At 47.4% G+C, this 14627-nt stretch carries 11 protein-coding genes and 2 pseudogenes; 12 read left to right on the plus strand and 1 reads right to left on the minus strand.

What is annotated here, in order from left to right:
• Nucleotides 1-634 precede the first annotated feature (634 nt).
• From rfaH to ACP7BE_RS00395, 12 genes and pseudogenes are all read left to right on the plus strand, one after another.
• The gene (gene rfaH, locus ACP7BE_RS00340; protein WP_095019025.1) at nucleotides 635-1162 is read left to right on the plus strand and encodes a transcription/translation regulatory transformer protein RfaH; all 528 of its coding nucleotides are present in this window, start codon (nucleotides 635-637) and stop codon (nucleotides 1160-1162) included.
• A 165-nt stretch (nucleotides 1163-1327) separates the two neighbouring features.
• Entirely contained in the window at nucleotides 1328-2221 is an 894-nt protein-coding gene (gene rfbA, locus ACP7BE_RS00345; protein WP_426104224.1) for a glucose-1-phosphate thymidylyltransferase RfbA, read from the plus strand.
• On the plus strand, nucleotides 2218-2766 hold the full coding sequence (rfbC, locus tag ACP7BE_RS00350) for a dTDP-4-dehydrorhamnose 3,5-epimerase (protein ID WP_426104226.1): 549 nt from the start codon (nucleotides 2218-2220) through the stop codon (nucleotides 2764-2766). The genes rfbA and rfbC overlap by 4 nt, the downstream gene beginning before the upstream one ends.
• 124 nt (nucleotides 2767-2890) lie before the next feature.
• Nucleotides 2891-4153, plus strand: a complete 1263-nt coding sequence (locus tag ACP7BE_RS00355; RefSeq protein WP_095024107.1) for a hypothetical protein — start codon at nucleotides 2891-2893, stop codon at nucleotides 4151-4153.
• Nucleotides 4137-5354: an oligosaccharide flippase family protein gene (locus ACP7BE_RS00360; RefSeq protein WP_176464994.1), complete on the plus strand. Its 1218-nt coding sequence runs from the start codon at nucleotides 4137-4139 to the stop codon at nucleotides 5352-5354. Before ACP7BE_RS00355 ends, ACP7BE_RS00360 begins: the two co-directional genes overlap by 17 nt.
• Before the next feature lie 13 nt (nucleotides 5355-5367).
• Nucleotides 5368-6162: a glycosyltransferase family A protein gene (locus ACP7BE_RS00365; protein WP_218722866.1), complete on the plus strand. Its 795-nt coding sequence runs from the start codon at nucleotides 5368-5370 to the stop codon at nucleotides 6160-6162.
• Nucleotide 6163: 1 nt separating this feature from the next.
• Complete coding sequence (locus tag ACP7BE_RS00370; protein ID WP_426104229.1) at nucleotides 6164-7252, plus strand: glycosyltransferase; 1089 nt, start codon at nucleotides 6164-6166, stop codon at nucleotides 7250-7252.
• Nucleotides 7253-7287: 35 nt separating this feature from the next.
• Nucleotides 7288-8439: a glycosyltransferase family 4 protein gene (locus tag ACP7BE_RS00375; RefSeq protein ID WP_426104231.1), complete on the plus strand. Its 1152-nt coding sequence runs from the start codon at nucleotides 7288-7290 to the stop codon at nucleotides 8437-8439.
• Nucleotides 8432-9019: pseudogene (locus ACP7BE_RS00380) on the plus strand (sugar transferase); the annotation flags it as partial. The gene ACP7BE_RS00375 and the pseudogene ACP7BE_RS00380, both read left to right, overlap by 8 nt.
• Before the next feature lie 27 nt (nucleotides 9020-9046).
• Nucleotides 9047-9652, plus strand: a pseudogene (locus tag ACP7BE_RS00385) (acetyltransferase); the annotation flags it as partial.
• A 92-nt stretch (nucleotides 9653-9744) separates the two neighbouring features.
• Nucleotides 9745-10923, plus strand: a complete 1179-nt coding sequence (locus ACP7BE_RS00390) for a DegT/DnrJ/EryC1/StrS aminotransferase family protein (protein WP_317757688.1) — start codon at nucleotides 9745-9747, stop codon at nucleotides 10921-10923.
• 86 nt (nucleotides 10924-11009) lie between these two features.
• A complete protein-coding gene (locus ACP7BE_RS00395; protein ID WP_095024102.1) occupies nucleotides 11010-13007 on the plus strand; it encodes a polysaccharide biosynthesis protein in 1998 nt (665 codons plus the stop codon).
• Nucleotides 13008-13136: 129 nt separating this feature from the next.
• Here the strand turns inward: ACP7BE_RS00395 and ACP7BE_RS00400 are convergent, their stop codons facing one another.
• Entirely contained in the window at nucleotides 13137-14303 is a 1167-nt protein-coding gene (locus ACP7BE_RS00400; protein WP_095024101.1) for an acyltransferase family protein, read from the minus strand.
• Nucleotides 14304-14627 lie beyond the last annotated feature (324 nt).

Raw genomic sequence — 14627 nt, forward strand, 5'->3', positions numbered from 1 at the left:
GAAAACTTTGTACTTGCCGGTATCAAAGTGCTGATGCTTACCCATGTCCAAGCTGATCATGTCGGATGCATTCCATAATTTTTTGGCGGCAGGTCTCAAGGATCCGATTGTGTGCAGTGATGCTCCCTCGCCGAAATTATTGGCGTTGGTGCTTTAAGGCTAATTGCGCCTGGAATTGAGCAGAGAGTCGGCACACATTGATCCTTGTCTGAGACGGCTGAAGCAGCACATCACCGAGATGCCTGCTCATCAGTGGTTCTGCATAAGTCAAGAATGAAACTCTGCAGACGCAGACCAGATACAAAAGTACGGCCACCCAAGCGGTTATGTTGAATTGGAGGGCAAGCGCTGTATCATTCGCGCAGGCATCAGCACGTTGGGTGGCAATTTTCCCATGCCGATCAGCATGGTTTGCTCGGCTTTGTTTCAGGTATGAAGCATTGGGCCGAGAAATATGCTTGGGGTATGGCGAAATAGTGGCGGAACGGGTGGTGGCAGTGAAATTGTCAAACCTGTATCAAACTCAAAACAGATTCGTTGAGGCATTCATCCCGGCGAGCTGAAGGCCACCCTGTTATTGGCACATGCACTGTACGATGGTAAAACACGGAAGAACTTACTAAATGAATTATCCATGCCCATGATCAGCACCGCAGCAGCTCAGGAATCGACAGTGGCCACAACCGGCGAGTGGTATCTGGTGCAATGTAAGCCCAGACAGGACGAGCGTGCAGAAGAAAACCTTATACGCCAGGGTTATGGGTGTTCACGGCCCACATGCAGGCGTGAGCGAACCCTGCGTGGCCAGATGCACTACGCTGAGGAATCGCTGTTTCCTGGCTACTTGTTTATACATATGCCTGAAGGTGCCAACTGGGCTCCTCTACGTTCCACCCGTGGCGTAGCTCGCGTGGTGGCCTTTGGTGGTCGGCCGCTGGCAGTCGGTCACGAGCTGATTATGCAGCTGCAGAGTCGCGCGAGTACTCATATTATCGCCAAATTTAACCCTGGCGATAAAGTCACCATCCTTGATCAAGGTTTCGCAGGTATTGAGTCCATTTTCATGACAATGGACGGCGAAGAGCGGGTCATCCTGCTTATTAACTTGATGAATCGTCAGCAACAGATCAGCTTGCCTTTGGCGAGTATCGCCAATCGTTGAATAAACGCAGACTGAAGCCGGGGCTATCAATAGTCTTACAACCGTTCTCAGGAAATCGACGAAGAATCCTGGGGCGGTAGCGTACTTTTTTAAAACTCAAATTTATCTCATCACCGGCCAGCGCTGCGAGTGGTGCATTCGAATAATTAAGGAAGTGCTTGAAACATGATCTCGATCAAGCGTAAAGGCATCATTCTTGCTGGTGGCTCAGGTACGCGCCTGCATCCGCTCACGCTGGGAGTCTCTAAACAGATGCTGCCGATCTACGACAAGCCGATGATCTTTTACCCGCTGTCTGTTTTGATGCTGGCGGGGATACAGGAAATTCTGATTATTTCTACTCCGGAAGATCTGCCAAATTTTGAAAAATTGCTAGGTAATGGCAGTCATTATGGTGTTGAGCTCAGTTATGCCGAACAACCTAGTCCCGACGGACTGGCACAAGCCTTTATTATTGGTGAGGCCTTTATTGGTCAAGATCCGGTCTGCCTGATTCTGGGTGACAATATTTTCTATGGACAGCACTTCTCGGACAACTTGCGCTCAGCAATGTCAAAGACGGTAGGTGCTACAGTTTTTGGTTATCACGTCAGTGACCCCGAGCGTTTTGGCGTCGTGGAGTTTGACAGCTCTGGCCAGGCGCTTAGCATCGAGGAAAAACCGCCTAAACCCAAATCGAACTATGCTGTGACCGGGCTGTATTTCTACGACAACCAAATTGTTGAGATAGCGAAGAAGATCAAACCTTCGGCAAGGGGCGAGCTTGAGATTACCGATGTCAACCAGGCATATCTAGAACAGAAAGAACTGAGCGTTGAAATATTGGGGCGCGGGTTTGCCTGGCTTGACACTGGGACCCATGAATCACTGCTGGAGGCGAGTCATTTTGTCCATACCATTGAGAAGCGCCAGGGATTGAAGGTTGCTTGCCTGGAAGAAATTGCATTCAACAATGGCTGGATAACCTCTCAGGTGTTGGCTGAGCAGGCCGAAAGATTTAAAAAAACCGGTTACGGACAATACCTGGGCAAGCTGTTATCTGAGGGGAGCGGTGCATGAAATTTATGCCATCAACATTGCCTGGCGTGGTGATCATCGAGCCGGACGTTTACGAAGATGAACGCGGCTGGTTCATGGAAAGTTTCAATCTTCAAAAATTCGAGGAAGGATTGCGTCACTTGGGGCTGCCCGTTCCTGATTCTTTCGTTCAGGATAATCAATCCTGTTCCAAAAAGGGTGTTCTGCGAGGGTTGCATTATCAACTAGAGCCTTTCGCGCAAGGCAAACTGGTCTCTGTGAACCATGGCGCAGCTTTCGATGTCGCTGTGGATATTCGTCAGGGGTCTCCGTCGTATGGCGAATGGTTTGGACTGGAATTGAATACAGAGAATAAAAAAATGCTGTGGATTCCTGCTGGATTTGCCCATGGCTTCCTTGCGCTGGAAGAAAACACGATATTTAGTTATAAAACGACCAATTTCTATAATAAGGAATCTGAGCGCAGCATTCGCTGGAATGACGAAGCGTTGAATATTCATTGGCCAGACGTTGGAGGGTATCTTATCAACGATAAAGATCAGGCTGCTGCATTGTTCGTGATGTGATGTGCATTAGCTAAAACGCTGGAACAGATGCAGAGTTTTAGGAGGTTATTGCAAGTGGCTAAACGCTTACAGTGTGACTCTGAGGCTAAAGTTTGTTAAATCACGTGTAAGTAGGCAGGTGTAAGTGGAAAACGTGAAAAAAAATGCAGCGTCTTACGGTATCGTGTTGAGTGCTTGCCTATTGGTCGTATTGGGTGATGTCAGAAGTTTGATCAGTCCCGCAGGATATTGGGCTTTATGGGGCTTGATCGTAGTGGTCGGGTTAATCTCAGCCCCTGAACGATTGTCTTTCAAGGTAAGTCCCGAGTTGGCTGTATATATTCTCGGGTTTTTCGTGTTGTTTAGCGCCTTTGTACTGTCAGCATTGGCCAATGCTGAAATTCAAACCTTTTACCAAGGGTTGAAGATGATGTGTATTGGTGTTGTCTTTGTTTGTGTTTATGCGCACTCTCAGTTTTTGGAACAAGGTGACTATCATTCGATCGCCTCGCGATCGATATTGACAGGTTTCCTGGTTTTTTGCATGGCGAAATATTACCTGACAGGTTTATATATTGAGTTGGGCGATGGTCGGCAAGGAAGTTTATTTGCCTATCCGGGCGTGTTGTGGAAAACGTGTGCATTCTTCGCAGGTTTTGTAATTGTGGGTACGCTCTTTGATGGCAGAAGTAAAGTAACTAGCCTACTGGTCATGATCGCCGGCGCGTACATACTTGTTATGGATTCCAGTCGTACAGGATTTATTGTATTTTTGCTTGTGATACTCTTGATACTGCTGCTCAGCATGCATGTCAGACCAAAGCTGACATTACTCCTGTTTTTTATTTCAATCATTTCATTCACTGCCGTGTTGATGCTGTACAGCACCGGCTACGATATTCTTAATTTCAATCAGAATCCTCTAGTCGTGGACAGATTGGCAGCAGGGGATCCTGTAAGAGCTCGAATGCTAGCTGATGGTCTGAGGTCTTTTGAAACGTGCATGCCATTTGGTTGCGGTTTCGGCAGTACGACGTCTGAAGTAGATGGTAGTCCGATGGTTGTGCACAACGCTTTTATTTCATCCGGTGGCGATCTGGGTATTTTGGGTTTTATCGGCCTTCTGATTCTCATATTCTCACCCTTGCTGATATTTGCAATACGATTGTGTCGCTACGCAATGCATGAACACAAAGCAAAATATATTTTTATTTATGCCATTGCTGCATTAGGCGGTTCGTTAGGTTTTGCCCTATTGTTGATGCTCCATCCTTTCAGTACAGAACTTTCTGAGTGGGGAATCTGGATCTTGATGACATCCGCCCTATCTGTATTGTCGCGTCAGTTCATCATGAGCGAACATGTCCAGGTCACAGGGGGTGATGACGAAAATGAGGTTGCAATTTAAAAATGTCAGCTTGTTGTTGGTAGCTCAGCTGGTTAGCTATTTAATACCCATTCTAGAAATTCCGATTCTGGCCAAAGCACTGGGCGTCGATCAATATGGTCAGGTGCTGATCATTCAAACAACTGCTTTGTTGTGCTCCCTCATCGTCGAGTATGGTTTTTCCTTGAGTGGGGCGAGGCAGGTGGCAGTGTGCGGGCCAGAGAATAAGTCGCTGCTTTCTGCGATTTATAATGGTGTCAACTCAGCCAAGTTATTGCTCTCGAGCGGCATGATTGTGGTGTCCATGGGCGTGCTGTCAATTCTGGATTTTGATCTCGATTTGCAATTAATCCTGTGGGGGTATCTTTATTTTCTGGCATTTAGCTTCAGTAATATTTGGCTATTTCAGGGGCTGGAGAGGCTTACGTTTGTTGTGACCTTCGAGTTGGTGTTGAGATTTGCCGGTTTGTTAGTTTTATACCTGCTGCTGAATGTCTCTGCCAATGCCAGTTTTGCTTTAATGATCATGTCCTCTTTTTCTCTGTTTAATACTTTGGTTGGACTCTATCTTGCGTACAAAATAGTGGGTGGTTTCAATATTGATTTCAAAAGTGGGGTCGAGCAAATAAAGTCGGGCTTTCATGGTTTTATCTACAAAAGCTCCAATAATATTATGTTGAGTGCAGGGCCCGCGCTTGTCGGGGTTATGTGTGGGCAGGCATCGGTTGCTAAGTTTGTGCCTGCTGAAAAAATTATAAAAGCTTCTGTTGGTCTGGTAGGGCCAGTGTTGATCGGATTGTATCCCTACTTAAGCAGGCGGCTTTTGAAAACAACCAGTATCAACTTGAAGCTGTCGAGTCTTATCGTAGCATTCCTGTTTGCTGCCGGCGTTGCTGGGGCTACAATAATTTATGCGTTGGGCGATTTTTTAATTAATCTGATGTTAGGTCCTGGCTTTGATGAAGCTAAATCTATCCTGCAAGTATTTGTCATGATCATACCCTTTCGCATGATGAATCAGGCCATAGGTCTGACGATATTCATGCCTTTAGGGAAAGATAAAATCCTCAGTATGTGTTTGATGTTTTTTTCGTTGCTTTCCTTGTGTTTGGCAGCTCTGTTTTCTCTCTGGTATGACTTGGCTGGTATCGTGTATGGCTTGGTTTTGGCTGAGGTATTATTCTCCATCTCGCTGATTTTGTTAGCGTACAAAATAAAATAGATGAGCGGTATTTATGATTACTGTACTGACAGCAACTTATAACCGTGCTTACACCTTGGGCCGCTTGTATGAAAGCCTGGAGAAGCAGACTAATAAGTCCTTCGAGTGGGTCGTAGTTGATGATGGAAGCCAAGACGAAACGCTTTCATTGCTGGAGGAGTTTCAGCAGAATTCCAGTTTCTCTATCAAGATTTTGCAGCAAGAAAACGCGGGAAAACATATAGCGATTAACACCGGGGTTCCAGCCGGAACAGGGGATTGGGTGTTGTTGGTCGATAGTGACGATGCGCTTACATCGAATGCTATTGAAGTCATTAACGAAGACTTGCAGAACCTGGACACCCATGGTATTGCCGGGCTTTGTTATAGGAGGGCCGATCTGGCCGGTAATATTATCGGGGCCGTATTCTCAGACGACGATACTGTCGCTTCGAAGATGACACCTACTGAAGCAGCCAATCACTTTCTGGGGGATCTGGCTTATGTATTCAAGAAAAGTGCATTGCTTAAACATCCTTTTCCTCGTTTTAAAGACGAGATATTTGTCCCTGAATTGTTGATCTGGAACAGAATATCCGACGAAGGTGAGATCCTGTACTTTTACAGCAAATATATCTATTTGTGCGAATATTTACCGGATGGGTATTCAGCTAATTTTTTCAATAATCTGAAACGAAATCCCCAGGGTTTTGGTTTATTTTATAAAGAACAGGTGTTGCGCGAGGCAGGTGCTGTCAGGAAGTTAAAGTGCATAGTGCGATATTTTCAGTGTGTCGTGTTTCGTGTGAGCAACAGGCGAAAAATTTAGTATGAAAATTTTATATATCATCACAGGTCTTGGTGTGGGTGGTGCGGAAAGACAGGTTCTGGACCTTGCCGATCGTTTTCACGAGAGCGGGCATGAGGTGAAAATCTGCTATCTAACCGGGCCTGCTCTGTTGCGACCCAAAAGTCCATGTGTTGAGCTTTTGGGGTTGAATCTAGAGAAAACAGTACCTGGATTTCTCAAAGGCTTTATTAAGTTGAGGAGTATTATCAAGGATTTTGATCCTGATGTCGTTCATGCGCACATGGTGCATGCGAACCTCTTCTCTCGAATGATCAGGCCGATTTGTACCATCAAAAGACTGATCAATACAGCACACAATACCAATGAAGGCGGTAAGGCAAGAATGCTCGCTTATCGGCTCACGCATTCTTTAGCTGATGTGACAACCAATGTAACGGTTGAAGCTGTGCATATATTCGAACAAAAAAAAGCCTGTCCGCCAGGTACCATGCTGGCCATTCCGAATGGTATTGATACCCAACGCTTCAAGCCTGACCTGGTTACGCGGGCAGCCATCAGGAGTTCGGAAGGTCTTGTTGATCAGGACGAATTGCTTGTAGCGGTGGGTCGACTGGTTGATGCCAAAGACTATAAAAATCTAATACATGCATTTAAAGTACTGTCCGATAACAAACAAACGGTGAAGCTATGGATTGTAGGTGATGGTCCGCTGAGACAGGAGCTGAAAGATCTCGTAGCTACCTTGAAACTTACCCCGCTGGTGAGATTTTTAGGCGTCAGATCAGACGTCAATGATATATATAATGCAGCGGATTTATACGTGCTTTCCTCGGCCTGGGAGGGCTTTGGTTTGGTGGTAGCTGAAGCCATGGCGTCCGAGAAAGTCGTGGTAGCAACCGATTGCGGCGGCGTTAAAGAAGTCGTGGGTGGTTGCGGATACTTAGTTCCGGCCAAGGATCCTAAGGGTCTTGCTCAGGCCATGAGCATTGCTCTGGCTAAGACGGCCAGTGAAAAAAATAACATGTCGCGCGCCGCAAGATTGCGGATCGTTGAAAACTACTCTATTGATGAGATCGTCAGCATCTGGACTCGTCTTTATACAGCTTGAGCTTTGTCTGTTTTGATCCGTTTAAAGGTTGAGTCATGAAAGAAGCAACTTTATTAATTGTCACAACCGTTCCGGAAACACTGATGACCATATTGGCTCATCAGCCAAAGTTTCTGAACCATTCGTTCAAGGTACATCTGGCTTGTTCTGCTGATGGACCGGTAGATAGAATTGCTGTTCGGGAAGCCGTCCCCGTTCATCCTGTAGCAATGAAGCGGGGCATCAGTCCATTCGCTGACGTTATTTCAATTCTCTCGATGTGCAGGTTGCTTCGTAAATTAAAACCTTCGGTGGTTCAATCGTATACACCCAAGGCGGGCCTGGTGACGATGATTGCGGCTTTTTTGTGCCGGGTTCCTGTCAGGATTCATACGTTTACCGGACTTATATTCCCCACCCAGACCGGTTTCAAGAAAACACTTCTTATCAACGTAGATCGATTGATTTGTGTCTGTGCCACCACAGTCGTCCCTGAAGGATTGGGTGTGAAAAAAGATTTGCTGGCTTATCGCGTGACTAAAAAGCAGATGTCTGTCATTGGGCATGGGAATATTGCGGGTGTGGATCTTGATTTTTTTCGACCTGATAACCAGTTCGTTATAACTAACTCTAAAGCGCTTAAAGAAAGCCTGGGAATAATGGACGATGAGTTCGTTTTTTGCTTTATCGGACGCTTGAACAGAGACAAGGGTCTGAAGGAGTTGGGGCAGGCTTTTTTGAGACTTCCTGTTCACACCCATTTGATTGTGGTCGGAGGCTTGGACTCTGAAGCGCCGATAGATGCAGAAACATTCGCATTGTTGAAGCAGCATCCAAGGATTCATACGTTGGGGTTTCAGGAAGATATACGTGATGCCCTGGCAGCGTCCGACGCCCTTGTCTTGTCAAGCTATCGGGAGGGCTTTCCCAATGTCGTGTTGCAGGCATGTGCCATGGGCATACCTGCTGTTGTAACAGATATCAGTGGTTGTAACGAAATTATTGAGTCAGGTATGAATGGTTGGTTGGCCCAGCCCCGTGATGTCACGTCCTTGACGAGTGCAATGATGCAGGCGGTTGAAACACCCCATGACCGTATGACTGAAATGGGAACTTCCGCCCGCGCTAGAATTGTTGAGCGTTTTGATCGTACTGCTCATTGGGAACGGATGCAGAATTTTTACTTGCAGGAGCTTGACATTGATTAAGCGTCTATTCGATATAACAGCATCTTTTTTTGGTCTGCTTGTTCTTTCACCAGTCATCGCTTGTTTAGGTTTAGCTGTGCGACTTAAATTGGGAAGTCCAATATTGTTCAGGCAGATAAGGCCCGGTTTGCACGGCGTGCCTTTTGAAATGCTGAAATTTAGAACCATGAAAGATGCGGTTGATGCACATGGTAATCCTTTGCCTGATTCGGAACGCATGACCTCTTTCGGAGCTTTTTTACGCTCAAGCAGCTTGGATGAGTTGCCTGGACTTTGGAGTGTCTTGAAGGGCGATATGAGTCTGGTTGGCCCCAGGCCGTTGTTAATGGAGTATTTGCCACTGTATAGCGTTGAACAGGCGCGCCGACATGATGTAAAACCCGGGATTACAGGTTGGGCACAAGTTAATGGCCGTAATGCAATCAGCTGGGAGCAGAAATTCCAATACGATATTTGGTATGTCGAAAACCAATCATTTTGGCTCGACCTCAAAATTATCGGGCTTACTCTTAAGAAAGTGCTTGTCCGCGAGGGTATCTCCGCTGCCGGCGAGGTCACGATATCAAAGTTTACAGGGACTGCACCAGCTGAAAAAAAACTCGCCATTGTGGGGGCTGGTGGGCATGCCAAAGTTGTAGCAGATACCGCTGAATGCTGTGACTGGGACATTGTTGAAGTATTTGATGATAACTGGCCATCTATCCAGTTTGTGGGCCATTGGCCTGTGGTGGGTGATACACATGCATTATTGGAGCGCCTTCAGGAGTTCGACGGTGTCATAGTTGCGATTGGCAATAATGATATTCGCTGCATGAAAATGAAAGAGCTCGATAATGCCGGAGCAATGCTAATCACACTTATTCACCCGGCAGCGACAATCAGTCGACACGCCACTATGGGTAAAGGCGTCGTGGCATTTGCAGGGGTAGTGGTAAATCCAGGCGCAAACGTAGGTGATGGAAGCATTCTTAATACCGGGTGCAGTATTGACCACGATTGTATTTTGCAAGAATGTGTCCACATCAGCCCAGGCGCAAGGTTGGCGGGTACAGTCCATGTTGGTCAATTGAGCTGGATTGGAATAGGTGCATCCGTTAAGCAGTCGGTCAGCATTGGATCCCGGGTCAAGGTTGGGGCAGGTGCGGCCGTGGTCAATGATGTTGTCGACAATATGACTGTTGTGGGTGTTCCAGCGAAAGCTTTACAGCATTAATGGTTTATAGTGGTAACTCATTGGCATGAGTTTTTGTACAGTCGGACGTGCACGGACCAAATTTCTATCATTCAAATCATGGGTACTGAATCGTGCTGAATACACCATTTTCTCCTTGGCCCTCCTTCACGGAAGAAGAAGCCGACGCTGTCCGTGCGGTAATTTTGTCGAACAAGGTCAACTATTGGACTGGGCAAGAAACCCGCTCTTTTGAAAAAGAATTTGCCGCCTGGTCAGGCACGGAATATGCCGTGGCCCTAGCCAATGGTACGGTAGCACTGGATGTGGCGTTGAAGGCACTTGATATCGGTCCGGGTGATGAAGTTGTTGTTACTTCTCGTACCTTCCTGGCTTCGGTTTCAAGCATTGTTAATGCTGGGGCTGTGCCGGTATTTGCAGATGTCGACCTTGACTCGCAGAACTTCACTGCTGAAACCATTAGTGCAGTGTTGACGCCCCGTACCAAAGCCCTCATTTGTGTTCATCTGGCTGGATGGCCATGTGACATGGATCCGATCATGGATTTGGCGGCTGAGCATGACCTGAAGGTGATCGAAGATTGCGCCCAAGCTCATGGAGCTCATTACAAAGGCCGTCCTGTCGGCTCCATCGGTCATATCGCCGCCTGGTCGTTCTGCCAGGACAAGATCATGACCACGGGCGGCGAAGGCGGCATGGTCACCACCAATGATCGCCAGCTGTGGGCCGACATGTGGGCCTACAAGGATCATGGCAAGAGCTGGGAAGCGGTTTACGAGCGTGAGCATGCACCAGGTTTCCGCTGGCTGCACGAAAGCTTCGGCACGAACTGGCGGATGCTTGAGGTTCAGGCTGTTATCGGACGCATCCAGTTGCGCCGGATGCAAGAGTGGCATGCCGCTCGGCTGAAAAATGCTTCACGTATTTGGGCCCAGGCCCGGCAGTTGCCTGCACTTCGTGTACCCGTGTTGCCGGTCGCTGATGTGCACGCGGCCTACAAGTGCTATGTATTTGTACGTCCGCAAGCCCTTAAGGCTAGTTGGTCCCGTGATCGCATTCTCAACGAGATGGTCGCGCGCGGTGTACCTGCTTTTTCCGGTTCATGTTCTGAGGTGTATCTAGAAAAGGCATTTGAAGGTACTGGCTGGCGTCCTTCGTTACGATTAGCGCATGCGAAAGAGTTGGGCGAGACGAGCATGATGTTTCTGGTTCATCCCACACTGACACAGCAAGAAATAGAATTGACCTGCAAGGTATTGAGTGATGTCGTGCAGGAAGCTTCACTGATCTGACGCTCAACTTAGGGATAAATAGAGTGGTGTATAGAGTGTCAGCTTGTTGATGGTTTTTTGGAGTAGCGTAGGTGTTCAAAGGATATATGGATAAAATTCGAGCGTACTTACTCAACCTGTCGAGACGGGATAAACGAGTTATTCAAGTGGTGACAGACGTGGTTCTCGTCTGGTTCGCCCTATGGCTTGCATTTGTCGTGCGCCTAGGGATTGACGATATGATCAATCCGGTCAAGCTACATCTGTGGCTGTTTATCTGCGCCCCTTTGATTGCCATCCCGCTGTTTATCCGTTTCGGCATGTACCGTGCCGTCATGCGCTATTTCGGCAATGATGCTCTGATCGCCATTATCAAGGCTGTCAGTCTTTCTTCATTGATCTTGGCAGTGGTGATGTATTGGTATAGCACCCCTGAAAATACTGTGCCGCGCTCGATAATCTTCAACTACTGGTGGCTAAGCCTAATCCTGCTCGGTGGTTTGCGCCTTGCCATGCGTCAATACTTTCTGGGCGACTGGTTTGCGGCAGTTCAACACGTGCCGTTTACCAATCGCGATGACGGTTTGCCGCGGGTGGCCATCTACGGTGCCGGTGCCGCTGGCAACCAACTGGTTGCCGCCTTGCGCATGGGCCGTGCTATGAGGCCTGTAGCGTTTATCGACGATGACGAAAGTATTGCAGATCGTATCATCTCTGGCTTGCAGGTTTACAAACCCGAACGTATTCAGCAGATGATCGAACGTACCGGCGCCCAGGAGTTGCTGTTGGCAGTGCCATCTTCGTCTCGGGCCCGGCGCCGCGAGATTTTGGGTTTGCTTGAGGGATTTCCTCTCCACGTTCGCAGTGTGCCCGGGTTTATGGATCTGGCCAGTGGCCGGGTCAAGGTTGATGATATCCAGGAAGTGGATATTGCCGACTTGCTGGGTCGCGACCCGGTTCCCGCGCAAGGTGAGTTGCAGGAGCGTTGTATCAAGGGGCAATGTGTCATGGTTACAGGCGCTGGCGGTTCGATTGGTTCGGAACTGTGCCGGCAGATCTTGGCTTTGAAGCCAACCACGCTGCTGCTGTACGAACACGGCGAATTCAATCTGTACAGCATATTTGGCGAGTTGGAGCAGCGGGTCAATCTGGAGTCTCTTTCGGTGAAGGTGCTGCCGATCCTGGGTTCTGTGCGCAATCCGCACAAGTTGCTGGATGTGATGAAGACCTGGCATGTCGATACGGTCTATCACGCTGCGGCTTATAAACATGTGCCAATGGTTGAGCACAATATTGCCGAAGGTGTGTTAAACAACGTTATAGGCACGCTCAACACTGCTCAGGCGGCCCTGCAGTCGGGAGTATCGAACTTCGTTCTTATTTCTACCGACAAGGCCGTACGGCCGACTAATGTCATGGGCAGCACCAAGCGTCTGGCTGAGATGACGCTTCAAGCACTCAGTCGGGAAGTCGCGCCTGTACTGTTTGGCGACTCGGCCAATGTGTCGCGGGTAAATAAAACCCGTTTCACCATGGTGCGTTTTGGCAATGTATTGGGCTCTTCAGGGTCGGTGATTCCGCTGTTTCACAAGCAGATCAAGGCCGGTGGCCCGCTAACCGTGACTCACCCCAAGATTACCCGCTACTTCATGACGATTCCCGAGGCCGCTCAGTTGGTGATTCAGGCCGGCTCAATGGGGCAGGGTGGCGATGTATTCGTCCTTGATATGGGTGAGCCGGTACGCATTGTCGAGCTCGCCGAGAAAATGATCCATCTCTCTGGTTTTAGCGTTCGTTCGGATAAAAATCTACATGGCGATATTGAGATCGAGTTCACTGGGTTGCGTCCTGGCGAAAAGCTTTACGAAGAGTTACTGATTGGCGATAACGTAGTCGCGACCCGACACCCCATGATCATGTCTGCCAACGAAGACATGTTACCTTGGGATGAGCTGAAGCAGCGATTGACGCAACTGCTTGAAGCGGTAGATCAGGATGACTATTTGCGTGTTCGCCAGCTGCTGCGCGAGACGGTCAGTGGTTATGCACCCGAAGGTGAGATTGTAGATTGGATACATCAGCAGCGTCGTGTTGAGCCATCTTGAAAGGTGCTGTTTTAGGTCAATGGAGCCGGCGCGTATCAAGATCTTGCCAATGCAGAGTTCACTAAAATGGTGAACGCTTCATTGGCAATGTTTTGATGGCATCACAGGTGCGGCATATAAAGTTAGGCTTTAACTTTCGGCAGCAGCTGCGGTGCCAGCAGCGACAGTAATCGTGTTGGCTTTTTTGCTCATGAACCTCTTTTCAATATGAATGAAGGTCAGTGTAGAGACTATTGTGATCAACGGTACTGCAATCATATTGATTGACCAGAAAGCTGTCTTTGACATGGTGGATAAATCGACCATGTGTGACGCTGCTTTGAATGTTAAATACAGGATTGGTAGATGCATCAGGTATATGCTGTAGCTGATGTCACTCAATCGGTTTAGGCATTGTGCATGCAGGGCTCTTGGATTTGCCAGTGTAATACATAAGAAGAAACAGGACGTGAGCGCGAATCGCAGTGCGCCGTATCCTTCAGGTGCTTTAGTCCCGCAAGTGTATATAAAGATGCATAGTGCAATGATGGATAAAGGCCAGCTTGCCGGTTTTATGTAAGTGAGTTTTTGGTGAAGAACTGCTGCAATGATACCAGTCAGAAAGTACGGCCAGCACACAACTGTACTCATGCTTAGATCGACGGCGGCTAATAATAATGCAGTGCTTAGTATTAATTTGTTATATCTGGATCTGTAGGTAAGTGCGATAAGGGGCAGTACTGCATAAAATCGCCACTCATGAACCAGTGTCCAGGTCACTGAGTTGAGAGGCGTTAGTGCAATGCCGCCGATTTTGGAGGGGCCATCCAAAAAATTGAATGTTAACATACTGGCCACTGTCATAAGTGTTTCTTTGTTGAAGATATCAAAGTTGGAATATAACGTCGCAATTAAAAAAACTACAAATGACGAGAAATAGTATAAGGGTGCTACACGTCTTACTCGGCCTTCAAAGAATTTTTCCCACTGAATATTTGGGGATTTGATTATTTTATCGAAGAACAAAAAGCCTGTTATGCAAAAAAATATTTGTACGCCGAAGGAGCCAAGATTTGCATATATCCACGCCCATGAGGAGAAGTTGTCGTTCTTAAGGCCCATGTTAGTCAGCATGAAAGGGGCATGATTGATAACGACGAATACTGCTGCTAGACCACGCAAGCCGTTGATGAATTTGTATTCGTGCTTTATTTCATTTTGCTCTATTTTATTTTTGATCAAGGTTGATGAGAGCAGAAACAGCAAGATAATGGATATGGAGATTATGAGTGATTCAAGTGTGAATTCAGTATTCATTTTTTAGTTAGAATCCATGCGATTTTTTTAAATTTCATATGGCAGTCCATTATGAGTTGCATTGTGACAGATTTCGCCATCTGTAAGGTCGATGATTGCTCGGGGGGGCTCGGCATCTAGACCGGACATGGTTTTGGATCATATCGACCTAAGGGGGAATCTGCTAGGGAAGGTTTAGAAAATTTATCATTTTTGAGTAAAATTCACCTAAAAGCGATAGCCAAACCTTTGCAAGTTTGTGGTTTTTTTCTTGTTTGGTGGAGCGGTTTTTCTGCGAATCAAAGATATACACACCCTGCAACGCTCTGGTTTTTGACACTCCAT

Origin of the sequence: Pseudomonas sp. TWR1-1-3, from assembly GCF_049896805.1 — a bacterium.
GTDB lineage: Bacteria > Pseudomonadota > Gammaproteobacteria > Pseudomonadales > Pseudomonadaceae > Aquipseudomonas > Aquipseudomonas bubulae.

What these genes read in the sequence shown, in the direction of transcription:
- ACP7BE_RS00400 (WP_095024101.1), bottom strand. Translation starts at nt 14,303, where the DNA reads ATGAATACTGAATTCACACTTGAATCACTCATAATCTCCATATCCATT.
- ACP7BE_RS00370 (WP_426104229.1), top strand. Translation starts at nt 6,164, where the DNA reads ATGAAAATTTTATATATCATCACAGGTCTTGGTGTGGGTGGTGCGGAA.
- rfbC (WP_426104226.1), top strand. Translation starts at nt 2,218, where the DNA reads ATGAAATTTATGCCATCAACATTGCCTGGCGTGGTGATCATCGAGCCG.
- rfbA (WP_426104224.1), top strand. Translation starts at nt 1,328, where the DNA reads ATGATCTCGATCAAGCGTAAAGGCATCATTCTTGCTGGTGGCTCAGGT.
- ACP7BE_RS00360 (WP_176464994.1), top strand. Translation starts at nt 4,137, where the DNA reads ATGAGGTTGCAATTTAAAAATGTCAGCTTGTTGTTGGTAGCTCAGCTG.
- ACP7BE_RS00365 (WP_218722866.1), top strand. Translation starts at nt 5,368, where the DNA reads ATGATTACTGTACTGACAGCAACTTATAACCGTGCTTACACCTTGGGC.
- rfaH (WP_095019025.1), top strand. Translation starts at nt 635, where the DNA reads ATGCCCATGATCAGCACCGCAGCAGCTCAGGAATCGACAGTGGCCACA.
- ACP7BE_RS00375 (WP_426104231.1), top strand. Translation starts at nt 7,288, where the DNA reads ATGAAAGAAGCAACTTTATTAATTGTCACAACCGTTCCGGAAACACTG.
- ACP7BE_RS00395 (WP_095024102.1), top strand. Translation starts at nt 11,010, where the DNA reads ATGGATAAAATTCGAGCGTACTTACTCAACCTGTCGAGACGGGATAAA.